We start from the raw sequence: 24,374 nt of genomic DNA, 5'->3' as shown, positions 1-24,374 counted from the left end.
TTACGTTACCGCGCGGCGAGTCCGGCTGGCAACGGTCTTGGACAACCAGATACCTCCCAAGCCAAGCGCAGCCGCCAAAGCGGCCGAGTAATTGATGAGCGGGCGCAGCCACGTGTTCGAAAGCGGGATGAGCGGAAACACTTGGGAAACGATGAGCAATCCGAGGCCCAGGAGCAGGGTCGCGGACGCGGCGCGGAGCAGGACGGGGCCCGGGTTTCGAACGGACCGCCACATGCCCGGGAGAAGGCATGCGGCGACGTAGCCCGGGTAAAACCGTCCCAAAGCCGCGTAGACCTCGAGTGACGGCCCCCACGTCAGCGCGTCCAGGCCCACGCTGGAGCCCGAGGTGTCCGTCGAGAAGAAGAAGGCGGCAGTCAGGACCGCGGTACCTCCCAAGACGGCCAAACCGATCGGCCCGCGGATGGCACGTTCACCGCCGGGTGAGCCAAACGCCCGGGCAACCTTGATGCCCATCAGCAGGAACGTTCCGTAGAGCAGGAACCGGAGCAGCAGGTTGCAGAGGTTGAAGTTGCCCAGCCATCCGTCAAACAGCATGTACGGACCCTCGATGCTGAGGAGGAGGTCGAGGGAAATCAGGGCGAACAGGACGAACATCATCCGGTTTTCACCCCGCACGGCGCTCGGAATGCGAATGGCCGTCAAGGTGACGCAAACGAGGAGCGTGGCCCACGCCAATACGGTGATCATCCCAAGTTCTCCCAGATTCTGTTGTTGTGGTCGAGCTCGTGCTCATGGCGGCGCAGGGCCTTGCCCAGCGCCTGCAGGCGCTCTCCGGCCAACAGCGCCAGTTCGCCCTCGGTCATCCTGTCCAGGGCGGCGCGCCGCGCCCCGGGGGGCCATCCTGCCTCGGCCTCGGTGACGAGGCCGCTGGCCACGAGGCCTCCGGCCGGCCCGACGCCGGCGGCTCGCGACGTTGCCAAGGCCAGTTCAGGGGGCAGCCTGTTGGCCGTCAGGTGCGCGGAGAAGTTCTGCGGCGCGATCCCGCTGGCCTCGCTCACGCGGTGGCGCAGCTCGCCGTCGTCGATCGCGTCCACCCAGTTCCTGACCGAACTCGCGTGCGGAGTCTCTGCCAAGACCAAAGACGCGACGCCGTCCCGGGGGCCGGAGCGCTCCACGACTGCCCGCAGCAGGTCCATGGTGGAGACCTGGCTGACGAGTTCCGCGTCAGTAGGGGGAACCGGGGTCCCGCGAAGCGCCGCGTAGGCCTCGAATTGCGCCAACGCGTCGAAGGGATTCATGTCGAAGGCCCGGCTGATGCTCACGAGCGAACTCTCGGCCACCTTGCCGCGGACCAATTGCTGGGCCAACGTCGTGCGTTTCACTCCCGAAAAGCGGCACACATCGGCCGTGCTGGTGTCCGGAGCGATACCGTGCAGCCAGCGCTGGAACGCCTTGGAAGGGAGGGACATTAACCACTTTCTGATAGGCGAGGACCGGCGTGCGGCATCCGGCAGGCGGCTCCTGCCAGCTCGCGTGAGGTCGATTTTACGATGAGCGCACATTGAATTATGCTTGATTCTCGAACCCGCTGGTCCGCACACCCCCCAAGTACGGACCGGCGGGTTCTTCCATGCCCCGGTCTTTTTCGCACGGCAGGGTTTTCAAACGGTTGCCCCACGTGGCCGGTCTTTCCGCTCAGGAGCGGAGCAGTGAGAGGATAGACCAATGACTGCAACGCTTGTCGCCAAAGAGCTCTCCGGCGGCCACGGTCACCGCACCTTGTTCTCGAAGCTCTCCCTCACAGTCGCGCCAGGAGATGTCGTGGGTGTCGTCGGCGCCAACGGCGCCGGGAAATCCACCCTGCTGCGGATCCTTGCGGGAGCCGGCCGCCCCCAGGAGGGCACGGTCAGCCTCGCTCCCAGCGACGCCTTTGTCGGCTGGCTGCCCCAGGAACACGAACGCACCCCCGGCGAAACCGTCGCGGCCTACATTGCCCGCCGCACTGGTTGCGCCCAAGCAACGGCCGAGATGGAAGCCGGCGCCGAGGGGCTCGCGGCCGGGACCCCGGACGCCGACGACGCATACTCCTTGGCTTTTGACCGCTGGATGGCATCGGGTGCCGCGGACCTGGAGGACCGGATTCCCGCGGTGTTGGCGGAGCTTGGCCTCGAATCGGGTCCGGACGCGCTCATGACCGGCCTTTCCGGAGGGCAGGCCGCCCGCGTTGCCCTCGCCGCGCTCCTGCTGAGCCGCTTCGACGTCGTGCTCCTCGACGAACCCACCAATGACCTGGACCTCGACGGACTCGCCCGGCTTGAATCGTTCGTCCAGGGCCTTCGCGGCGGCGCGGTGCTCGTCTCGCACGACCGTGAGTTCCTGGCGCGCTGCATCACCAAGGTGCTGGAGCTGGACCTGGCCCAGAGCAGCGTGGCGGTCTACGACGGCGGGTACGATTCCTTCCTCGAGGAGCGGGCGGTGGCAAAGCGGCACGCCCGGGAACGCTACGAGGAATTCGCCAACACCAAGGCTGATCTCGTGTCCCGGGCCCGGACGCAGCGCGAGTGGAGCTCCCAGGGTGTCCGCAACGCCATGAAGAAGAGTCCGGACAACGACAAGATCCGCAGGGCGGCGAGCGTCGAGTCGTCGGAAAAGCAGGCACAGAAAGTCCGGCAGATGGAGTCGCGCATCGCCCGGCTCGACGAGGTGGAAGAGCCGCGCAAGGAATGGCAGCTGCAGTTCAGCATCGGCCAGGCTCCGCGCTCCAGTTCCGTCGTGGCGACCTTGCGCGACGTCGTGGCCCACCAGGGCGATTTCACGCTCGGACCGGTCAATCTCCAGCTCAACGCCGGCGAACGAATTGGCATCACCGGACCCAACGGAGCAGGAAAATCCACCCTCCTGCGGCTGCTGCTGGGACTCCAGGAGCCCGACGCCGGAGACGCTTCCATGGGTGCGTCCGTGGCGATCGGCGAGATCGACCAAGCCCGTGGACTGCTGGCGGGGCACCTCACCCTGGCAGACGCCGTCGAATCCGTCCTGATCGAATGGAACTCGGCGGATGTCCGCACCCTCCTGGCCAAGTTCGGCCTCAAGGCGGACCACACCTCCCGGACCGTGGATTCCTTATCCCCGGGCGAACGCACCCGCGCGGCGCTCGCGCTGCTGCAGGCCCGCGGCGTCAACCTGCTGGTCCTGGACGAACCCACCAACCACCTCGACCTGCCGGCGATCGAGCAGCTTGAGGAAGCCCTCGACGGTTACGACGGCGCGCTCCTGCTGGTCACGCACGACCGCCGCCTGCTCGAAAACGTCCGGCTCGATTCCCGCTGGCACCTTGACAACGGCACCGTGACCGAACTGCACCACACTTCCGGAATGGGGAATCACAAGCCATGAGCATGGATGGCGTCGCCTGGCGCTCGCTCTACAACATCACCCGCGCCAAGAGCGGCTCCCAGCCGTTTTCGCGGGAAACCATCAAGCGCGTGCTCGCTTTCGCGAAACCGTACCGCAACAAGCTGATTGCCTTCGTGCTGGCCTCTATCGCCGGCGCATTCCTTGCGGTTGCCACTCCGGTGCTGGCCGGCAAGGTGGTGAACGCGCTCATTGCCAAAGCAGGCGTGGACGTCGTGATCGGGCTGGCCGCGCTCATCGCCGCCGTGGCCGTCGCCGACGCCGGAGTGGGACTGCTGACCCGGTGGCTGTCTTCCGTGATCGGCGAAGGCGTGATCGTTGATCTCCGGACGCAGGTGTTCGACCACGTGCAGCGCATGCCCATCGCCTTCTTCACACGGACCCGGACCGGCGCCCTCGTCAGCCGGCTCAACAACGACGTCATCGGAGCCCAGTCGGCCTTCGCGGGCACGCTCTCCGGGGTGGTCAGCAACGTCGTGTCCTTGATCCTGACACTCGTGGTCATGCTCAACACCTCCTGGCTGGTCACCGTCCTCGCGATGGTGCTGCTCCCCATCTTCCTGATCCCCGCACGCCGCATGGGCTCCAAGCTGGCCGACCTCCGCCGTGAGGCCGCGTCCCACAACGCGGCCATGGGAACCCAGATGACGGAGCGTTTCTCCGCACCAGGAGCCACGCTCGTCAAACTCTTCGGCCGCCCTGACGAAGAATCCGCCGAGTTCGCCCTGCGGGCCGGCCGCGTGCGGGACATCGGCGTCCGCACCGCCATGTTGCAGTTCACGTTCATCACCGCGCTGACCCTCGTTTCCGCACTTGCCCTCGCACTCGTCTACGGACTGGGCGGTTGGCTTGCGCTGAGCGGGCAGCTGGCCGCGGGCGACGTCGTCGTGCTGGCGCTGCTGCTCACCCGGCTCTATGCGCCGCTCACCGCGCTGTCGAGTGCCCACGTCGAGGTGATGAGCGCGTTGGTCAGCTTCGAGCGGGTCTTCGAGATCCTGGACCTCAAGCCGCTCATCCAGGAGAAGCCCGACGCCGTCGCGGTGCCTTCGGGACCTGTCGCGGTGGAGTTCGACGACGTCCGCTTCGGCTACCCGTCCGCGGAAAAGGTCTCCCTCGCCTCCCTCGAGGAAGTGGCGACGCTCGATACGCGCGGCGGCGAGGAGGTCCTGCACGGTATCAGCTTCCGCGTGGAGCCCGGGCAGACCGTGGCGCTCGTGGGGTCCTCCGGCGCGGGCAAGTCCACCGTGGCGCAGCTGCTGTCCCGCCTGTACGACGTCGACTCCGGCGCCGTGCGCCTGGGCGGGCACGGGTGGGGTACCGGCCTGGACATCCGGGACGTAACGTTCGATTCCCTCAGGGCGACCCTGGGCATGGTCACCCAGGACGGCCACCTGTTCCACGAAAGCATCGCCTCCAACTTGCGCCTGGCCCGGCCGGGAGCGACGGACGAGGAAATGTGGGACGTGCTCCGGCGCGCCCGGCTCGAAGCCATGGTCCGCTCCTTGCCGGACGGCCTGGAGACCGTGGTGGGGGAGCGCGGTTACCGGCTTTCCGGCGGGGAACGCCAGCGGCTCACCATTGCCCGGCTCCTCATCGCCCAACCGAAGGTCGTCATTCTGGACGAAGCCACAGCAGCCCTGGATTCCACCAGTGAAGCGGCCGTCCAAGCGGCCTTGGGCGAGGCACTTGAGGGACGCACCGCCGTCGTGATCGCACACCGGCTCTCCACCATCCGGGCGGCCGACGTCATCCTCGTCGTGGAGGACGGATCGATCATCGAGCGCGGCTCGCATGCAGAGCTCCTCGCCGCGGACGGCCGATACGCAGAGCTGTACAACACGCAGTTCGCAGAGGCGACGGCCGTGGCCCAGGAAGCTGTTCCGGAGCTTTAGGCGCGGCGCCGGCGCCGGCCCTTAGAGTCAGCTCCTGGTGTGTTGACGGACTTCCGGCGCGACCTCCACGCGGTTCCGGCCGGCGGACTTGGCGGTGTACAAGGCCATATCGGCTTCCTTGAGGAGCCGTTCGCTGCTGACCCGGTGGTCGGGCACGAAGGCCGAGAGACCGGCGCTCAAGGTCAGGGTGCCCGAAGGGTTTCCTGAGTGGGCAATCCCCAGGCCCCGCACTGCCTCCAGTGCGCGGGCGAGCCTTGCCTCTGCGCCGGATACCGTCTGGCCGGGCAGCAGGAAGAGGAACTCCTCCCCGCCGAACCGGTAGATTCCATCGCTTTCGCGCCCTTGGGCGGCAAGGGAGGCCGCTACCGACTGCAAGGCGAGGTCGCCGGCCTGGTGGCCATAGAGATCGTTGTATCTCTTGAAATTGTCCACGTCGCAGATCGCCAGGCTGTAGTCCGTCCCGTAGCGGGCGCTTCTGTCATGCAGCCGTTCCAGGTCCTCCGAGAGCTTCAGCCGGTTATGGAGCTTCGTCAGGGGATCGGTCCGCGCTTGCTCCGCGAGCGCGGCACGGTAGCGGGCAAGGTCCGTGTGCAGCGAAGTCACCCGTTGCGCCACCAGCAGCCGGGTGTGCAAAGCGAATGGGTCAAGCGGCTTGGCCACGTAATCATCAGCACCGGCGTGCATGCCCGCGACGACGTCCTCGCGGGCATCCTTCGACGTGACAAGGACAAGATAGGTGTAGGAGTCTTCTTCCGCGCTCCGGATGGCGCGGCAGAGCTCCAGTCCATTGAGCCCGGGCATCATCAGGTCGGTCACAACGACTTGCGGCCGGTGCTGCCTGTACAGCTCCCAGGCGGAGCTGCCGTCCGCTGCCACGATGCATTCATGGCCGGACTGCTCCACCGCGGCCTTCGCCACGAGGCGCGAACCGTAGTCGTCGTCCGCCACCAGGACCTTCACGAAGCCACCGACAGGGCGTCGTCCAAGGCTTTGTCAACGAGGGCAAGTTCGGCCTCAAGGCCGGCCATGAGCGCCGAATCGACAGGCTTGCCGCTTGATGAGCTGCGTTCCAATTCCTCGCACATCCGGGCAGCGCGGGCGGCTCCGATGTTGGCTGCGGCGCCTTTCAATTTGTGGACCACCTGTCTGAAAGCTTCTCCGCTTCCGTTGTCCAAAGCCTGGCGGAGTGCTTGCAGGCTCGGTTGAATGTCTTGCCTGAAGGCCTGGGCCATGGCGGGCAGCAACCCCAGTCCGTCTGCCGGGCCGAGGTCACGCAACGTTTCCAGCCTTGCGGGGTCGAGGGCAGGTCCGGCATCTTCCTCGGAACTTTCCGGGATCCATCGCGAGAGAACCTGGTCCAAGGTGTCCACGTCCACCGGTTTGGTCAGATAGTCGTCCATGCCGGCCGCGAGGCAGCGCTCACGATCCTCATCCAGGGCGCCTGCGGTCATGGCAATGACGGGGAGCCGCCTGCGGCCATCGTTGCGTGCCCGGATAGCCTTGGTGGCCTCGAATCCGTCCATGACAGGCATATGGCAATCCATCAGGACCGCGGCATACTCCTTGGCCGCGGTGGCGGCGACTGCTTCGCTGCCGTCGGCAACGACGTCGGCCTCGTACCCGAGCTTCGCAACCATGCTGCGGGCCACGAGCTGGTTGACCTCGTTGTCCTCGACGACCAGAATCAGGCCGTGCGAAGGCTGGCTGATGGTTACAGGGATCGCCGGAGAAACCGCGGGAGCCGCGAGTGGGCGGGCCGCTACAAGACGCATGAGCCGGTCGTAGAATTCGGAGCTGCGGACGGGTTTCGTCAGCCATTCCCGGACCCCGGCGGCCACAAGTTCGGCTTTGTCCACATTCATGGTGGACGTCAGCATGATGATCCGCGTCGATTCCAGCGCGACGTCGGTGCTCAGCTTGTGGGCCAGTTCCAAGCCGTTCATGTCCGGCATGCACATGTCCAGCACCGCAATGTCGAAGGGACGTCCGGCGGCAGCTTCTTCACGGCAGCGGTCCAGGCCCTGTTGGGCGTCGCCGACAGCCTCAGGATTCATCCGCCAGCCCGCCAATTGCGCTGTGAGCACCAGCCTGTTGGTCGAGTTGTCGTCCACCACCAGGACCCGCAGTCCCGTCAGTTGCTCGGGCGAGACCGACGGCGGAACTGCGGCGGGCCCGCTCACCGCCAAGGGAAGGGTGGCCCAGAACGTGCTTCCGTTGCCCAAGGAACTGTCCACCCCGATCTCGCCGTCCATCACTTCGGTGAGCCTCCGTGAGATCGCCAGCCCCAGGCCGGTTCCACCGTATCGCCGGGTGGTGGAGGCGTCGGCCTGCGAGAACGACTCGAAGAGCCTGAGATGGTCTGCCGCCTCGATCCCGATCCCGGTGTCCCGGACCTCGAAGCGCACCCGCACGTTCGTGGATTCCTGCTCCACGACCTTCACGCTGATGACGACTTCCCCCGAGGGGGTGAACTTCACGGCGTTTGAGGCCAGGTTGAGCAGGATCTGCCGGATGCGGCCGACGTCGCCCACCAGCATCCCCGGAACCTCCGGGCGGCAGTAGGCAATCAGCTCAAGGCCTTTGGCTTGTGCGGGCTCGGCAAGGAGGACCGCGAGTTCCTCCACCAAGGTGCGTGGATTGAAGGGCACAGGGTCAAGATCGACCTTGCCGGCTTCGAGTTTCGAGAAGTCCAGAATGTCATTGATCAGGGTGAGCAGGGCTTCGCCCGCCCCCTTGACGCCCTCGGCGTATTGGCGCTGGGCTTCTTCCAAGGGGGTGTCCAGCAATAAGCCGGTCAGCCCGATCACGCCATTCATCGGCGTGCGGATCTCATGGCTCATCGTCGCGAGGAACTCCGACTTCAAGCGGCTGGCTTCCTCGGCGGCTTCCCTGGCAGTCACCAACTCGGCCTGGGCGATCCTTCGTTCGGTGATGTCCTGGGCGATCGTGGCGACTCCGCGGATGCCGTCGGTGCCGCGGATCGGGGACATGGTGATCGAGACCGGAACGGGGGAACCGTCGATGCGGAGCCGTGTTGTTTCGTAGCTGTGGGTTTCGCCGCCGGCCCTGATGGCCGCCATGAGCTGGTTCTCCTCATCCTGAAGCTCATGCGGAATGACGAAGGAAACATTCCTGCCTATTGCCTCTGCGGCGCTGTACCCGTAGATCCGTTCCGCCCCGGGGTTCCAGCTGGTGATGACACCGTCAAGGGTCTTTCCCACGATGGCATCCGCCGAGGAGTTGACGATCGCGCCGAGGCCTTCAAGCTCCGCCGTCCGCTCGGCAACCTTCGATTCGAGATCCCGGGTCAGGTTGATGTTCTCCAGGATCATGAGGATCTGGCGCGTGACGGCGAGGGCCAGCACGGTAAGTCCTACGGTCTGGAGGAAGGGGTCGCCGGGGCGCCCGACGCGTATGGGCGCCACCATGACGGCACCGAAAACGGGGACATAGGGGAGGAGTTCCAGGGCCAGGGTGTAAAGGCGCCGGTCCGTCCTGGGACGCGGGGCGTAAGGGACCAAAGGGGCAACGGCTATCAGCAGGAACGCCGCGATCCACCCCGCTGCCAAGGGTGTTCCGGTGAGCCCGGTAACGCCGTCGGAAGTCTGGTCCACGTACGTGCTGTCAGTGATCGCCAGGACCAGGAGGCCGCCACCCAGGCAGACCCACCTGAGGCGCTCGCCGGGTGCCGTCCGCATGGTGAGCATGAGGACAAGGGAAACCATCACGATATCGGCAACGGGATACGCAAGGCCCGTGAGGTGGACGAGGGGGTCCTGCCCCTCGGCCTTGTACATGGAACCGAGGACGGTGGCCCAGCTGATGAACAGCACCGCCGAGGCGATCACTGCCGCATCCAGGAGTCCGCGCAGGAAAGCAACACGGGAAACTTTGGGACGCGGGAACAAGTAGAGGCCGATCGCGGCCGGGATCGAATAGCCGACGAATGCGGCATCTGCTGCGGACGGGTAGGGATAGTCGTGGTCAAGCGTCAGCCCGTAGAAGGTCCAGATTGATTGACCGATGGTCCAGATCAGCGTGGCCAGCGCCATGACCCACCATGCGCGGGAGCTTTCGTCTTTGCGTCGGGCCGCGCGGGCGCAACTGACCGTGGCGAGCAGCACCGCCGCCAGGATGGCGAGATCCCCGGCGGACTGGGCCGCGGACGTCCCGTGGTTGATTCCGAGAACCATCGCCAGGACGGCAACTGCGGTACCGCCGGCAATGACCGCCCACAGCAGGGTGGGCTTTCGCAACCCGTAGCCGCTCATGCCGACTCGCGGGTTGCGACGGCAGGGACGCCGGGGGGAAAGCCTGGCAGGGCGTTATCGGGAGTATGGAACAGCCAGAGTGAGAGCCGGCGATACCCTTCCCAGTCCCGGTCGCGGACCCGCAGCGAAGCAGTGTATTCCCCGCTCGAACTCGACCACAACCGGACGACATCCAGGGGAATCTGCGCGGCTCCCGGGAGCTCCAAGAGGACGCGGCCGGATTCCGGCAGGGCATCTGCCGCGACCCGGACTGCGGCGCCTCCCATGGAAATGTCCAGCAGTTGGCCCGGGATCCCGGCGACCGTGACAGGTACGTTGATGGTGACACGATGGGCGCTCCGCCGCGATGTGGCGAATTCGGCAGCTCTGATCCGCAGCGTTCCCAGCACCAAGACAACCCCTGCCAGGACCAGCCAAACGCCTGCGGCAATCGTGGAGCCCGGACTCGTCCGCCAAGGTACCAAGCCGAAGACTCCCGCCGTCGCATAGAGAATGATCCCGGCCACGACGGCGATCATCACAATGAGGATCCGCGGGGCCCGTCCGCGTAGTCGAAGTTCCGCAGCGCCTTTCGGGGTGACTTGAAACTCCAAAGACTGCCGGGAAACGAGCCACCAAAGGCAAGCCATGCCAACGGGAACCCGGAAAATCCGCAGGGCGAACGCCGTCGGCCAGTGGATCTGGTGGCGCATGAGTCTTTTGGCTCCCCACAAACGGATCCAGAACATGGCTCCGAAGGCGAGAGTGAACTCCACCGGCCCGGCCGTCGAGGTCTGGGCTCCGGAGACCATGACCGCCATGGGAATGATGAAGGCAATCAAGGTGGCAATGCCCTCCAGCCACCATAAGGTTCCGTTGATGTACTCGTGGAAGTTCCGCCAGGTCATCCAGCTCTTGGCGGCCCAGAGGCGCTCGTATGTCAGGATTTGCATCGCGCCCATGCCCCAGCGGCGGCGCTGCAGGAGGTATTGATCGGCCGTTGCCGGAGCCAGGCCCACCGCCAAGGTCTGGTGGTGGTAGACGGTCTTCCACCCGCGCCGGATGAGCTTGAGGGTCGTGTGCATGTCCTCGGTGATCGTCTCGGTGGCCACTCCGCCCACCTCGCGAAGCGCCTTGAGCCGCAGCAGCGACGTTGAGCCGCACCAGAAGGGCCCTGCGCCGGGAACATTGCGCGACGGCATCAGGACGTTGAAAAACAACCCTTGCTCGCCGGATATCCCGTCGTCGTCGAAGGCTCCGGAGTTATAGAACGCCTGTGGCCCCTGGACGAGGGCGATTTCCTCGTCGGCGAACCAGCCCAAGGTGGCAGTCAGGAACGTAGGGAGGGGTACATGGTCGCAGTCCAGCACGGCAATGATGTCGATTGGGTCGTTCCCGGCGGCTTCCTCCGCCGCCATCAGCTCCAGCGCGTGGTTCATGTTGCCCGCCTTGGCATGGTCATGCTCGGCGCGGGTGACAAAGCGGGCGCCGAAGGATGCGCACATCTCTTCAACCCACGGCCGGGATCCGTCATCCAACACCCATGTCTCGTGGCTCGGTTCAAGGGCACAGGCTGCGGCGATGGTGGGGGCAAGGACCTCGACCGGTTCGTTGTACGTGGGGATCAACACGGCGACCCTCATGCCATTGGGCGGTTCGGCTACCGGCTCGGGCGCGTGGCAGTCGATGTTCCAGAGCGTGATGGACTTCAGGACGAGCCCTACAAGCGGGAGGGCCTCGAAGGTCACCAGGGTCCATGCGATGGCGTGGTCCCAGCCTCCAAGTGGCATGGTGAACGCGATCCGCCAGGTCAGGTAGAGCAACAAAGCGCTGATCGAAGCTATACCGCCGGTCCTCGCCATTCTGCGGGAACGTGGGGCCTCAGGTGCGGGAGAACCGAGTTGCGCCGCCCAGCCGGCCATTCCAGCCGTCGAGTAAGCCTTGACCTCCATGGGAGTGTCACGGAACTGCGTCCGTTCTCCGCCAACTTCCGCGGCAACGTCGCCCAACGCGCGTCGGCGTTGTTCAAGAGATTGCATGTGATCCCCCAGCTGGATCAGACAATGCAGCCTGTATCAAGTTAAAACAAACTGTGCGATCACTATAGCCAGTTCGCACCGGATTTTCATGGGATACCGGGAAACTTAGGCGCTTTCAGACGCGGAATTGCCCGCCGCGCGGATGCCCTGCTTTTGGGCGAGCAAGGGCAGCACGTGGTCGGTCAGGAGTGGAGCCAAATCGTCCGGAAGTTCGGCAGCGAGATCCAACCAGCGGATCTCTGCGATCTCGGCCGAAGGATGGGCTTCCCACGTTCCCGGTGCCGTGAAGACCGTGGCTTCGATGTCGGTGGCGGCCTCGTTCGCAGCGGCAGCGAGCCAGCTCCCCAAGGGCTCCAACTCGGCCGGATCGACGTCGATTCCGACTTCCTCGGCCAGCTCGCGGGATGCCGCCTCCGCCGCTGTTTCACCTGGTTCGGGCTTGCCTCCCGGGTGCATGAACTTGTCCGTGCCGCGCTTGCGCACCGTCAGCAGCCGTCCGGCGTCGTCGTAGACGCAGACCGCGCTGACCACAATCAGGTCCTTGGGTGGACTGTTGCTCGTCACTGCTCTCTCCTTAGCCGGGATTCCAGCAGCAAGTCCTTGGCCGGTCCCTGGACGTCCCAGGCGTAGCTGAAAGCGTCCAGTCCGCCCCAGAGGTAATTGACTTTGTAGTCATCGGGATCGCACCAGTGGCTGGCCTCGTTGGCGTGGTCGCGGAAGCTCATGCGGTGGAAGGGCTTCCCGTCCGGAAAATAGACGTCCATGGCGGCGGGGGAGTCTGCGGGCCGCAGGAGGTATTCGCGGAAGGCCGGACCCGTGTGGGTGGGCCAGGTCATGGTGCCGTCTTCGCGAAGGACGAGGCCGCCGTCGGGGGTTCCTGAATAGCGCACGACGCCGGTGAACGTGCCTCGGGCGCCGCTCGCGCGGTCCCACAGGGACCGTTCCACGGTCCAGCTGCCCAGCAGGTAGGCCCGCAGGTCTTGCGTCGGAGACGATTCGCGCAGCTGGTCTTTCAAGTGCCCTCGATTGGAATCGAACCAACGACACCGGCTTTAGGAGAGCCGTGCTCTATCCACTGAGCTACGAGGGCCTGTGCACGTGCTGGAAGCTCCGGGGAGCCGCTGGCCGGGCACGCATACAAGCATACAAGCTGCCGGGGCGCCCCCCGAACACCGCCGCGGGCAACACGGGCGGCGCGGCAGAGGGGTGGGCTGAGGCTAGGCTGGCCCGCATGAGAGAGCAGATGACGGTGCCGGCCGCATCCGGCGACCATCTTCCGGACCTGGGGACCATCCGCTCCAACATTGGAGGCTGGGCCCATTTGAGCGTGGTGCAGTATTTCGTGGCCGAATCGGCGGTGATAGAAGCCTGGCGCGGCCCCGAGCCCTACGATCGCCGGACCGGTTTCATCAGCGATCTCGGCGCGCTCAAATGCGGGCTCTACGAACACCGCGACGTCTGTTCGCCCCTTCACTCGCTCATGAATGCCTCCTTCGTGGTGCAGGGCCTGGCGTTGCTTTTCGGGGCGTTGCTGCTTAGTTCCGCGCTCCTGTGCATCGCGGCCCGTCCCGGCGTGCGGATCCTGGAAGGCGCCGGCTACCGCAAAGCGTGGCCCACCGCCGTCGCGGTCCGTGTCTTGACGGGGATCTCCGGGCTGGGGACCGTGGTTGTGGGTTTTGTGCCGGAGGACCTGGGGTCTCCTTTCCACTTCGTGGGCGCCCTCATGTTCTTCATCGGAGGTGCATTCGCCCTGGTGCTCCTCGGAGTGCTCTGGCTGCCGCATACTCCCATGAGCTGGTTCATCCTGGTATGCGGAACGCTGACCCTGGGCGCCCTCGTGGTCGGTGGGCTGACGCGGATGGATGTCCCCGAACCCGGAACCTTGGAACGCCTGATGGGCTATCCGGTCACGATCGGATTTTCCGCCGCAGGGCTGGTGGTGGCGCAAAGGGTCCGGGACGTACGGCGAACGGCGCGGCTTGCAAAACGCTGAGTTTTCGCGGGTAGCCTCATGTCAGCGAGTGGGTGGTCTTTGCATTATCATGAGTGCACTCACCGGAAAGGCGCCGGGCTGAGGGTTCCACGCAGTTTTGGCGCAGACTAGATTGACCGATACGGCAGAACATAGGACCCATGACTCATCAGCTTGTTCGGCGTGGTCCGGGACACGCAGGCGTTTTTTTCCCCATAGGTGCAGGATCCGGCCTTTCGGGTCGTGCCCTTTGGAACGCTCACGGGCCGATCGCCCGACGGCGACAGGCCGCACGACGATGAGCGCCCGGACACTGCCCGCCCGGGATTTCACGCTTCCCGATGACGCTTCGGAGCCTTCAGCCGAAGACGTGACTGCCCCCGCCGATCAGATCACCGTCGACTTGGCGGCGGACGGGATTGTCGAGGTCACCCTGCCGCCGAACTCCGTCGTCCGCTCGCCGGAAGCCCGGGCGGCCGCGGCGGCCGTTCGCATGTTTGCGGACGGCCGAAGGCTTCCGCTTTTGCTCACAGTGACCGGAGTACTGTCCGTCACCGACGACGCGCGCCTGACGTACACGAATTCCGTGGCGGTTTCAGCCTGTGCCCTCTTAGGGGAGAGTCCCGTGGACCGTGTGATTGCACATTTCCTCCTTCGCGCGAAGCCAGGCTCCCTCCCGGGACAGTTCTTCACCTCAGAGGCGGAGGCCCGTGACTGGTTGAGAGAGCACCACCGTGAACCATGAGCCCCAGGACCCGCGACTCCTTGCCCTTGTTGAAGGGGTTGTCCGGATTGCGGACGGCGACCTCAGCACGAGGATCCCCGTCTCCGGTCCGCGCGACGAAGTGGCTGCCGTCATTACAGGGATCAACCTCATGGCGGACGATCTTCAAGCCATCTACCAGGAGCTCGAAGAACGGGTCGAAAGCCGGACTGCCATGCTGCGCGAGGCCCAGATCGAACTCGAAAGGATGGCGCTCACGGATCCGCTGACCCAGTTGGCGAACCGCACGGCACTCGAAACGGCGCTGAACCATGAACTCGTCGAATCCGAGCGCGGCGAGCTCCCGCCGGCGTTGCTCGTTTTGGACTTGAACTCATTCAAGGGGATCAACGACTCCTTGGGCCACGGCGCAGGGGACACCGTCCTGAAGGTCACTGCCCGGCGCCTGCTCTCCGCGGTCCGCGACACTGACATGGTGGCCAGGCTCGGCGGGGACGAATTCGCCGTCATGCTGCCCAAATCCAATGCCGCGCATGCGCGGGGCGTCGCCAAGCGGATACTCCGGGCCGTCGGTGAGAGCATCGACATTGGCGAAGTCCGGATCATCTGTGGAACCAGCATCGGGCTGACGGTTGGCGAGCCAGGACAGTCAGTGGACGAAGTCGTGATGGAAGCGGATACGGCGATGTATGCGGCCAAGGCCGAGCAGCGGAGCACCGTGAGGGTCTTCGAGCCCGCCTTACTGTACGCACGCCGACTCCAAGGACTCATGATCTCGGAGCTGCGCGAAGCCATCCGGACAGATCAGCTGGTCCTCCACTTCCAGCCTGTCGTCGAATTGGCCTCCGGCCGGATTGAAGGCGCTGAAGCGCTGGTGCGGTGGAACCACCCCGACAGGGGATTGTTGATGCCGGATGCGTTCATTCCGTTGGCCGAGGAAACCGGAATCATCATCGACCTCGGGTATTGGGTGCTTCGGCGAGCGATGCAGCAACTGCGCGAATGGCAGGACGGCCCGGGGGTGGCCGAAGACTTCAGCATGCGGGTCAATATTTCAACAACGGAACTTCAAAGCCTCGATTTGATCGAGCATGTGCGGGAGGTGCTCGCCGAAACCGGTGTGGAAGCGGGCAGGCTTGTCATCGAACTCACGGAGTCGATGGCCGTGAACGGCAGCGACATCGACAGATACTCCCTGACCGGCCTCCGGCGCCTGGGGATCCGCTTGGAAATCGACGATTTCGGTACCGGCTATTCGTCCATCAGCTACCTACGCAACCTTCCTGTCAACGTGGTCAAAATTGACCGCTCCCTGATCCAGGGCCTGGGCACGGACGTCAAGGAACGGGACTTTGTCGCGGCGGTTCTTCAGCTCATCCATGCTTGCGGAATGCTGGCAGTTGCCGAGGGCATCGAAACGGCAGAGCAGGCGGCTGAGCTTGCCCGACTCGGTTGTGCCAGCGGCCAGGGGTACTACTTCGGCCGGCCCATGCCGCCGGAGAAATTCGCGGAACTGCTCCACGGCGACTAAGCACGGCCCCCGGGCCCCGGGCCCCGGGCCACGGAAGCCTAGGCAGCAGAAAGGCACCGGAGCTGGTCCGGTGCCTTTCACATGTTGCTAGTTGGACGGGGTGGAGTTGGGCCACCAGCCGGTGGCTTGAGGCGAAACCTGAGTGCTGGAGTTCGGCCACCACCCAGTGGCTTGAGTCGAACTCGTGCTGAAGTTGGGCCACCACCCAGTGGCTTGAGTCGAACTCGTGCTGAAGTTGGGCCACCACCCAGTAGCGACGGACGAGTCTTGTGCCGGGCTCTGGCTGCTGGCGGAAACAGCTGCCGAGCCGGAAATTCCGGCGAGCAAGATCGCTGCGGCAGCGAGGAGAGCGGCGATAGTTCTTTTCATGCGAAAGCTCCTGATGTCTTGTGACTGATGCGACTGAAGTGAACAAAGTGAAGCAGGCTCATTATAAGAGTAACGACACGCCGTGTCATCAATCCTTGGCCGGCATCCCTCAAAATCGTGGTAAATACAATGCTGCATGTGGACGAAGTGTCTCGGGACATAATGGAGCTATGCACGAAAAGAAGGTTGCGCCAGCGTACGCCGCCGCGGAACTGCAGGCGAGGGAGCACCGGGCCAGCCACGAATTCGCCAAGGCCGCCGATGGAGCGCGCTCGGCCGCCGATATTGCCCGCGATGAGGGTGATTCCACGGGGTGGTGGAACATGACCTTCCTTCAAGCCGAGAACCTTTTGGACGCCGGTGATTTCGCTGAGTGCACTGCCTTGGCGAGGTCCCTTTCTGAGGCATCGTTGGCTGCGACTTCACCCCAATACCGCGCCCGGGCACTCATTTTGATGGCGAACTCCCTTCGGGGTGAGGGGCTCCTTGAGTCGGCCACCTTGGCTGCGGCGTCGGCGGTTGGACTGGTCGATGACGACGCGGACATGGAAATCGACGTCCATGCCAGGCAGGCACTGATCGCGACGCTTGGAGAGTCCGGAAAACTTGAGGAGGCCTGGGAGGAGTGCCTGTCCCTCTCGGCAAGAATCTCCGATGAAATGGACGACCAGTTGGCGGGCAAAGCGTACTGGGTGATCGGCAATGTGGCCTTCCTTTGCGACAAAGTCGGTGAGGGCCTCCACTACCACGAGCTTGCGGCGGAGACTTTTTCCCCTTCTCGGAACCTTGATGTCTGGGCCAAATTCAACAAGGCATCGGCAGCGATGAGGCTCGCCGCCGAAGTGGCAGATGCCGCCACCCTGCGGTGCATTGAACGGGCGGAGCTTGCCACGGATGTGGTGGGCGGCAACGAGGAGGAAATTCTCCTCCTTCGCCTTAACCGCGCGCATTGGAACTACCTCGCGGGCGACACCGGGGCGGCAATCGAGTTGCTGGACGAGCTCAGGGGCAGTGCGGACCAAGTGCCCCCGCAGATGGCAGGTGAAATTTTCCTTTTGATGGCGCGCGCCCAAGCCGATACCGGGAGCAATCAAGCGGCGAAGGAAAGCCTGGTCGAAGCGGCTGATCGCTTCGACAAAGCCGGCGCCCCCCAGCGCGCCCTCCAAGCCCGGGAGATGCTCGCGCCGGGGCCCGGTTCGGATCAGGAGTAGCCTCGACGGGCTGGCCTGTCAGGCGCTCTTGGAACGCCGCCTCCCCAGGAATACAGCCGCGCCGCCAGCCAAAAGGCTTAGCAGGAATAGTACCCAGCCCACAACGGTGAGGGTGGAAGCCAACGCCACCTGGCCGGCGTCGGGCGTTGCCGTCCCCAGCGCGGCGTCGACCGCCACGTTGCCGCACAAGCGGACCACCGCGAACAGCAGGGGAGCAGCCCAGAGCGCCCAGCGCATCGCCTTCGCGGCCACATTGGTGCCAATGAGCAGAAGCCAGGTGAAACCGAAGATCAGCGGAAACAGGGTTCCGGCGGTCTTGTGGATGTAGCTGAGCTGTCCGCGGGCGTCGTCGGTCATGGCGCCATGCAATTGATGGGCATAGTCGGTGGAGAACCCGCCGACAAGTGAATCGGGCATGGCCAAGCCGCCGGACAACTGGGTCATCTGGTTCAGGGTCAGGAGGTGCACGTACCAGAACAGGAACAGGCTGGCCACGACCCCGGCGATCACGATGAGGCGGCCGTTGTTCTGCGCCTTCTCAGGGCCCTGCTGGGCGGTGGGATTGATCACCGACGGCAAGTGGTGCCGGGGCACGGCGGCATTGGCACCGTGCTTCTTGATGCGTTGGGCTGGGGTCTTGGCCATGTCATTCATTATCCCGCCACATAAGCTGGACCCATGACCACTGGCAGGCACTCCGCCACAGAACTTGATCCTTCGCTCGACGACTACGAACTCGCTGCAGCCCTGGTCCGGGAAGCCGGGCAGCTTGCCCTGCTCATGCGGATGGGCGGGTTGCAGGGGGAACGGAAGACCTCGGTTTCGGACGTGGTGACGGCCGCGGACCATGCAGCCGAGGCCTATGTCCTTGAGCAACTGCGCCGTTGCCGCCCGCACGACGGCATCCTGGGTGAAGAAGGAAGCTCGGTGGCAGGAAGCAGCGGCCGCACGTGGGTGATCGATCCCGTGGACGGCACCTACAATTTCCTGCACGGCTCGACCTATTGGTGTTCGGCGATCGCCTTGAAGCACGAGGGCACGGCATCGCATGGCGGTGCCCCGGACGCCGACGTCATCCTCGGGGCCATCTATCAACCGGAGCTCGACAAGCTCTGGACAGGCGGCGAAGGCCACCCCGCGACCCTCAACGACGAACCGATCACGGGACCGTCCGGAGCTGCCCTCAGCGAACTCGGCGCCGCGACCTACATCCACCCCACCTGGCTCGCCGATCCCCGCGCCGCCATGCCGTGGCACGCCGCAGCGGTGTCCACCGCTTCACTGCGCATGTTCGGCTCCGGGTCCTGCGATCTCGGTCGGGTCGCCGACGGCGAACTGGGCTGCTGGTTCCAGCACAGCTGCCCCGAGTGGGACTGGCTCCCCGGCAAGGCGATCGTCCGCGCGGCCGGCGGGGACACCGACGTCGTCCGCGTCAACGGCCTGGACTGGTTCATCGCGGGAGGCCCGACGGCGGTCCGCGAGTTGCGCGCGGCCCTCACCTCGGTGCCGCAATTCGCCTGAGCATGCGCCTTTCTTGGTCCGGGGAGTGGACATAGTGCTGTTATGTCCACTCGTTCGGGCGAAGTGGGGGCATGTCCCGTGGGGGAACCGATCCTGGGCGGCATCCGGACATTGAGTGTCAGGGCCACCGCCTAGACTGTAAACACCATGGATATGTTGTTTGACCCGTACGCGGATGGCCCCTTCAAAGCTGCAAGCACAGCTGCCACCAAGGCCGCTCCGGCCATGCTTTCGCGCGCCGGAAGCGGCTCTGCACCCGGCGGCTCTGCGCCCGGAGGGGGTTCTGCATCCGGCGGTTCCGTGCCCGGGGGTGCGTCTGGCGCGTCCTGGGGCGGGACGCCCGGCGGTGCCGAGGAGCGGGGCCACTCGGGCCTGCCGTCCGCGGAGGCGTTGCTCCAAGGCTTGAATCCGCAGCAAGAGGAAGCCGTCAAGCACGCGGGCAGCCCTTTGCTGATCGTGGCTGGAGCAGGTTCGGGCAAAACGCGCGTGCTGTCCAACCGCATTGCGTACCTGATCGCCACCAGGCGGGCCCACCACGGTGAGATCCTGGCGATCACCTTCACCAACAAGGCGGCCGCGGAAATGCGGGAACGCATCGAAGCCCTCGTGGGTGCCCGCGCCAAGTCCATGTGGATTTCAACATTCCACTCCTCCTGCGTGCGTATCCTGCGCCGCGAAGCCGCCAACGTGGGGCTGAACTCCAACTTCTCCATCTACGACTCCGCGGACTCCCTGCGGCTCATCACGCTCGTCGCGAAGAACCTGGACCTTGATCCCAAGAAGTTCGCGCCCAAAGCGATCCAGCACAAGATCTCGGCCCTCAAGAACGAGCTCATCGACGACGACGCGTTCGCGTCGAGCGCCAACTACAACGAACCCTTCGAGCAGGCCGTGTCCGAGGTCTTCAAGGGCTACACCCAGCGCCTGCGCCAGGCCAACGCCATGGACTTCGACGACCTCATCGCGCAGACCGTCTACATGTTCCGGGCCTTCCCCGCGCTCGCAGAGTCCTACCGCCGTCGTTTCCGTCACGTCCTCGTTGACGAATACCAGGACACCAACCACGCCCAGTACGCATTGGTCCGCGAAATCGTCGGCGAGGGTCCCCACGCGAGCGAGCTGACCGTGGTCGGCGACTCCGACCAATCCATCTACGCATTCCGTGGTGCGGATATCCGCAACATCGTCGAATTCGAGAAGGACTACCCGGAAGCGCGCACCATCAAGCTGGAGCAGAACTACCGCTCCACCCAGAACATCCTGAGCGCGGCCAACTCCGTTATTTCGCGCAACCCCAACCGCCCGGACAAGAAGCTCTGGACGGCCGAGGGTGACGGCGAAAAGATCATCGGCTACGTGGGGGAGAACGAGCACGACGAAGCCCAGTTCATCGCCAAGGAAATCGACCGGCTCCAGGACGAGGAAGGCCTGCGTCCCGGCGACGTCGCCATTTTCTACCGGACCAACGCCCAGTCCCGCTCCATTGAAGACGTGCTGGTCCGGGTCGGCCTGCCGTACAAAGTGGTGGGCGGCACCCGCTTCTACGAGCGCAAGGAAATCAAGGACGCCCTCGCGTACCTTCGCGTCCTGGTGAACCCGGACGACGACGTCAATTTGCGTCGCGTCCTCAACGAACCCAAGCGGGGAATCGGCGATCGCGCCGAAGGAGCCGTGGCGGCGCTTGCCGAACGCGAACGGACGTCGTTCATGACTGCGGCACGCAAGGCGGACCAGGCTCCCGGCATGGCCACCCGTTCCGTGAACGCCGTCTTGGGATTCGTGAAACTCCTGGATGACCTGGCCGAAGTGGCCTCCGGTTCCGGGGCTGCGGCAGCGTTGGAAGCGGTCCTGGAACAGACGGGGTACCTTGCCGGGCTCCGTGCCAGCACCGATCCGCAAGACGAGTCCCGCGTGGAAAACCTCGCCGAACTGGTGGCGGTGGTCCGGGAATACGAGCGCGACAACCCCGAAGGTTCGTTGGGTGAATTCCTGGAACAGGTTTCCCTCGTAGCCGACGCGGACCAGATCCCGGACGCTCCGGAAGGATCCTCCGAGGACGCAGCCGCCGCCGTGGCAGAGGCCAAGCGGATGGGCGTCGTCACGCTCATGACCCTCCACACCGCCAAGGGCTTGGAGTTCCCGGTAGTTTTCCTGACCGGCATGGAACACGGGCTGTTCCCGCATCAGCGGTCCGCCACCGATCCCAAGGAGTTGGCAGAAGAGCGTCGCCTGGCCTATGTCGGCCTCACCCGGGCACGGAAGCGCCTCTATGTCACCCGCTCGGAAGTCCGCAGTATGTGGGGCCAGAGCCAATACAACCCCGCCAGCCAATTCCTTGAGGAGATCCCCACCGGTCTGGTGGAGTGGAAACGCGAAGGTACCTCCCGGCAAGTGAGCGGCTGGGGCAACGCCCCGATCGGTTCCGGGCGTTACGGCGGATCCTTCTGGGGTGCCGGCACCTCGCGCGGGGCTGGCGCCAGTGCGACGGCGGGCTTCAACGCCGACGTGCCTGCCGCCGTCGTACGCAATCGTGTCCAGCCGCAGAAGGAAGTGGTCGCCGTCGCCGTCGGGGACAAGGTGAACCACACGAGCTTCGGGAACGGCACCGTGATCGGCGTCGAAGGCGCCGGCGACAAGACCGTGGCGAAGGTGAAGTTCGACGTCGGCGAGAAACGGCTGCTGTTGCGTTACGCGCCGCTGACCAAACTGGATTCCTAGCGGCTCCGGCGTCCTGTAGTCCTGGCATGGCGGCGTCCGGAGCGCCGGAAAACCGCGTCGTATAGCGGTTTTTCTACGGTCCATAGAACTGTGTGCTTACTCACTTAACAGGTACTGTAGAACCGGCTGGCCTCCCCGGGGGGCTAAAGTTCGAGAGGAACTTGCGCAATGTGACCGGCTGCTTGTCGGCCGTTCGATGCGCACCTATCCGCAGCCGGTTTTCGCGGTCACCGTGGTTTCCGGCTGTACAGAAACTACTTCGACGTAGAAGGACACTAAACCGTGGACCTGTTTGAATATCAGGCGCGCGATATGTTCGAAGCGCACGGTGTACCCGTGCTCGCCGGCATCGTGGCGCACACTCCTGAAGAAGCAAAGGCTGCTGCCGAGAATATCGGCGGCGTGACCGTCGTCAAGGCGCAGGTAAAGGTCGGTGGCCGTGGCAAGGCCGGCGGTGTCAAGGTCGCAAAGTCCGCTGACGAAGCGCTTGAGCACGCCACCAACATCCTCGGCATGGACATCAAGGGCCACACCGTCAACAAGGTCATGATCGCCCAGGGCGCCGACATTGCTGAGGAATACTACTTCTCCGTCCTGCTGGACCGGGCCAACCGCAACTACCTGGCCATGTGCTCGGTAGAAGGCGGCATGGAAATCGAGCAGCTTGCCGTGGAGCGCCCCGAGGCACTCGCCAAGGTCGCCATCGATCCCGCCGTCGGAATCGACCAGGCCAAGGCCGACGAAATCGTTGCCGCTGCCGGTTTCTCCGAGGAACTGCGCGCCAAGGTTGCTTCCGTCATCCTCAAGCTCTGGGACGTCTTCAAGAAGGAAGACGCAACCCTCGTTGAGGTCAACCCCTTGGTCAAGACCGGCGCTGGCGACATCGTTGCCCTTGACGGCAAGGTCTCGCTGGACGAGAACGCCGGCTTCCGCCACGTCCACCACGGTGAGCTTGAGGACAAGGACGCGGCTGACCCGCTCGAGGCCAAGGCCAAGGCGCAGGACCTGAACTACGTGAAGCTTGACGGCTCGGTTGGCATCATCGGCAACGGCGCCGGTCTTGTGATGTCCACCCTGGACGTGGTTGCTTACGCAGGAGAAAACCACGGCAACGTCAAGCCGGCCAACTTCCTGGACATCGGCGGTGGAGCCTCCGCTGAGGTCATGGCCGCCGGTCTGGACGTCATCCTCGGCGACGAGCAGGTCAAGAGCGTTTTCGTGAACGTCTTCGGTGGCATCACCGCGTGTGACGCTGTGGCAAAGGGCATCGTCGGTGCACTGGCCGAGCTTGGCTCCAACGCCAACAAGCCGCTGGTCGTCCGCCTCGACGGCAACAACGTCGAAGAGGGCCGCCGCATCCTGGCCGAGGCCAACCACCCGCTGGTTACCCTGGCAGCCACCATGGACGAGGGCGCCGACAAGGCCGCCGAGCTCGCCAACGCAGCGAAGTAAGGGACGCAAGACTATGTCTATCTACCTCAACAAGGACTCCAAGGTCATCGTCCAGGGCATCACCGGCGGCGAAGGCACCAAGCACACCGCCCTGATGCTCAAGGCCGGCACCAACATCGTCGGTGGCGTCAACGCCCGCAAGGCCGGCACCACGGTGCTGCACGGGGACAAGGAAATCACTGTCTTCGGCACCGTCAAGGAAGCCATCGCCGAAACCGGCGCCGACGTCTCGATCGTCTTCGTCCCGCCGGCATTCACCAAGGCCGCCGTCGTTGAAGCCATCGAAGCAGGCATCGGCCTGGTTGTCGTCATCACCGAAGGCGTGCCGGTTCAGGATTCGGCCGAGTTCTGGGCACTTGCCCAGGCCACGGTGGACGCTGACGGCAAGCAGATCACCCGCATCATCGGGCCGAACTGCCCCGGCATCATCACTCCGGGCGAAGCCCTGGTCGGCATCACCCCGGCAAACATCACGGGCAAGGGCCCCATCGGCTTGGTCTCCAAGTCCGGTACCTTGACCTACCAGATGATGTACGAGCTGCGCGACCTCGGTTTCTCCACCGCGATCGGCATCGGTGGCGACCCCGTCATCGGTACCACGCACATCGACGCCCTGGCTGCGTTCGAGGCTGACCCGGAGACCAAGGCAATCGTCATGATCGGCGAAATCGGTGGCGACGCCGAAGAGCGTGCAGCCGACTTCATCAAGGCCAACGTCACGAAGCCGGTTGTCGGCTACGTTGCAGGCTTCACCGCTCCCGAGGGCAAGACCATGGGCCACGCAGGCGCCATCGTCTCCGGCTCCGCAGGTACGGCACAGGCTAAGAAGGAAGCTCTCGAAGCAGCAGGCGTGAAGGTCGGCAAGACGCCGTCCGAGACCGCCAAGCTCCTCCGCGAGGTCTTCGCAACCATCTAGCACAACTCCGCGCGAGATTCCCGCGCGATTGAAGCACGACGGCGCCCGTCACCTTCCACGCGAAGGTGACGGGCGCCGTCGTGGTTTAACTGTTGAAAGCCCGGGCGGCCCGTCACCGACGCCCGCTCACATCTGAAGGGTTTTGGGCCGACGCCCGCTCACATCTGAAGGGTTTTGGGCCGACGCTCGCTCACATCTGAAGGGTTTTGGGCCGACGCTCGCTCACATCTGAAGGGTTTTGGGCCGACGCTCGCTCACATGATGTGAGCGGGCGTTTGCGGTTAAGGCGATTTATCTGAGCGGGCGTCCCGGCTTTTAGCCATATATGTGAGCGGGCGTCCCTGGGGCGGCGCATCAGGGTGCCGAGGGCTTGTGGCGAGATCGATTAGTTTGTTAGTATGTCA

At 64.7% G+C, this 24,374-nt stretch carries 18 protein-coding genes and 1 tRNA gene; 10 read left to right on the top strand and 9 right to left on the bottom strand.

Going from position 1 to position 24,374, the window contains the following annotated elements; all coding sequences use genetic code 11:
- Both BMF89_RS06480 and BMF89_RS06475 read right to left on the bottom strand, forming a co-directional pair.
- Complete coding sequence (locus BMF89_RS06480; RefSeq protein WP_078106259.1) at window positions 1-708, bottom strand: hypothetical protein; 708 nt, start codon at window positions 706-708, stop codon at window positions 1-3.
- Window positions 705-1,430, bottom strand: coding sequence for a hypothetical protein (locus BMF89_RS06475; protein WP_078106258.1), 726 nt, complete (start codon window positions 1,428-1,430; stop codon window positions 705-707). Before BMF89_RS06475 ends, BMF89_RS06480 begins: the two co-directional genes overlap by 4 nt.
- A 256-nt stretch (window positions 1,431-1,686) precedes the next feature.
- Here BMF89_RS06475 and BMF89_RS06470 point away from each other — a divergent pair, with 256 nt between their 5' ends.
- Together BMF89_RS06470 and BMF89_RS06465 are read left to right on the top strand one after the other, a co-directional pair.
- Window positions 1,687-3,357: an ABC-F family ATP-binding cassette domain-containing protein gene (locus BMF89_RS06470; protein ID WP_078106257.1), complete on the top strand. Its 1,671-nt coding sequence runs from the start codon at window positions 1,687-1,689 to the stop codon at window positions 3,355-3,357.
- A complete protein-coding gene (locus tag BMF89_RS06465; protein WP_078106256.1) occupies window positions 3,354-5,267 on the top strand; it encodes an ABC transporter ATP-binding protein in 1,914 nt (637 codons plus the stop codon). The genes BMF89_RS06470 and BMF89_RS06465 overlap by 4 nt, the downstream gene beginning before the upstream one ends.
- Before the next feature lie 27 nt (window positions 5,268-5,294).
- On the opposite strand, the gene BMF89_RS06460 is transcribed toward BMF89_RS06465, so the two are convergent.
- The 6 genes from BMF89_RS06460 to BMF89_RS06435 all read right to left on the bottom strand — a co-directional run bounded on the left by BMF89_RS06460 (window position 5,295) and on the right by BMF89_RS06435 (window position 12,646).
- Window positions 5,295-6,227, bottom strand: a complete 933-nt coding sequence (locus BMF89_RS06460) for a diguanylate cyclase (protein ID WP_078106255.1) — start codon at window positions 6,225-6,227, stop codon at window positions 5,295-5,297.
- Window positions 6,224-9,538, bottom strand: a complete 3,315-nt coding sequence (locus BMF89_RS06455; RefSeq protein WP_078106254.1) for a response regulator — start codon at window positions 9,536-9,538, stop codon at window positions 6,224-6,226. Before BMF89_RS06455 ends, BMF89_RS06460 begins: the two co-directional genes overlap by 4 nt.
- A complete protein-coding gene (locus BMF89_RS06450; protein ID WP_078106253.1) occupies window positions 9,535-11,556 on the bottom strand; it encodes a glycosyltransferase family 2 protein in 2,022 nt (673 codons plus the stop codon). Before BMF89_RS06450 ends, BMF89_RS06455 begins: the two co-directional genes overlap by 4 nt.
- A 105-nt stretch (window positions 11,557-11,661) precedes the next feature.
- Window positions 11,662-12,120, bottom strand: coding sequence for an NUDIX domain-containing protein (locus tag BMF89_RS06445; RefSeq protein WP_078106252.1), 459 nt, complete (start codon window positions 12,118-12,120; stop codon window positions 11,662-11,664).
- A complete protein-coding gene (locus tag BMF89_RS06440; RefSeq protein ID WP_253190732.1) occupies window positions 12,117-12,572 on the bottom strand; it encodes a DUF6314 family protein in 456 nt (151 codons plus the stop codon). Before BMF89_RS06440 ends, BMF89_RS06445 begins: the two co-directional genes overlap by 4 nt.
- Before the next feature lies 1 nt (window position 12,573).
- Window positions 12,574-12,646, bottom strand: a tRNA-Arg gene (locus BMF89_RS06435).
- 141 nt (window positions 12,647-12,787) lie between these two features.
- Here BMF89_RS06435 and BMF89_RS06430 point away from each other — a divergent pair.
- The 4 genes from BMF89_RS06430 (at window position 12,788) to BMF89_RS06415 (ending at window position 17,363) form a co-directional block, all read left to right on the top strand.
- A complete protein-coding gene (locus tag BMF89_RS06430; protein WP_139359574.1) occupies window positions 12,788-13,549 on the top strand; it encodes a DUF998 domain-containing protein in 762 nt (253 codons plus the stop codon).
- A gap of 277 nt (window positions 13,550-13,826) precedes the next feature.
- On the top strand, window positions 13,827-14,273 hold the full coding sequence (locus tag BMF89_RS06425; protein WP_078106250.1) for a hypothetical protein: 447 nt from the start codon (window positions 13,827-13,829) through the stop codon (window positions 14,271-14,273).
- The gene (locus tag BMF89_RS06420; RefSeq protein WP_078106249.1) at window positions 14,263-15,783 is read left to right on the top strand and encodes a bifunctional diguanylate cyclase/phosphodiesterase; all 1,521 of its coding nucleotides are present in this window, start codon (window positions 14,263-14,265) and stop codon (window positions 15,781-15,783) included. The genes BMF89_RS06425 and BMF89_RS06420 overlap by 11 nt, the downstream gene beginning before the upstream one ends.
- A 539-nt stretch (window positions 15,784-16,322) precedes the next feature.
- Window positions 16,323-17,363 carry a hypothetical protein gene (locus tag BMF89_RS06415; protein WP_078106248.1) on the top strand — a complete coding sequence of 347 codons (1,041 nt, stop codon included), beginning with the start codon at window positions 16,323-16,325 and terminating at the stop codon, window positions 17,361-17,363.
- Window positions 17,364-17,381: 18 nt separating this feature from the next.
- Here BMF89_RS06415 and BMF89_RS06410 read toward each other — a convergent pair whose 3' ends face one another.
- A complete protein-coding gene (locus BMF89_RS06410) occupies window positions 17,382-18,008 on the bottom strand; it encodes a hypothetical protein (protein ID WP_078106247.1) in 627 nt (208 codons plus the stop codon).
- Between the two features lie 33 nt (window positions 18,009-18,041).
- On the opposite strand from BMF89_RS06410, the gene BMF89_RS06405 reads away from it, so the two are divergent.
- The 4 genes from BMF89_RS06405 to sucD all read left to right on the top strand — a co-directional run bounded on the left by BMF89_RS06405 (window position 18,042) and on the right by sucD (window position 23,970).
- Window positions 18,042-18,884, top strand: a complete 843-nt coding sequence (locus tag BMF89_RS06405; protein ID WP_078106246.1) for an inositol monophosphatase — start codon at window positions 18,042-18,044, stop codon at window positions 18,882-18,884.
- A gap of 147 nt (window positions 18,885-19,031) precedes the next feature.
- Window positions 19,032-21,602 carry a DNA helicase PcrA gene (pcrA, locus tag BMF89_RS06400; RefSeq protein WP_078106245.1) on the top strand — a complete coding sequence of 857 codons (2,571 nt, stop codon included), beginning with the start codon at window positions 19,032-19,034 and terminating at the stop codon, window positions 21,600-21,602.
- Between the two features lie 282 nt (window positions 21,603-21,884).
- Entirely contained in the window at window positions 21,885-23,054 is a 1,170-nt protein-coding gene (gene sucC / locus BMF89_RS06395; RefSeq protein WP_078106244.1) for an ADP-forming succinate--CoA ligase subunit beta, read from the top strand.
- A gap of 13 nt (window positions 23,055-23,067) precedes the next feature.
- Window positions 23,068-23,970: a succinate--CoA ligase subunit alpha gene (gene sucD, locus BMF89_RS06390; RefSeq protein WP_078106243.1), complete on the top strand. Its 903-nt coding sequence runs from the start codon at window positions 23,068-23,070 to the stop codon at window positions 23,968-23,970.
- Window positions 23,971-24,374: the final 404 nt, after the last annotated feature.

This window comes from Arthrobacter sp. SRS-W-1-2016 (genome assembly GCF_002009585.1).
Classification (GTDB): domain Bacteria; phylum Actinomycetota; class Actinomycetes; order Actinomycetales; family Micrococcaceae; genus Arthrobacter; species Arthrobacter bambusae_A.
This window is presented reverse-complemented; position numbering and strand designations above follow the sequence as displayed.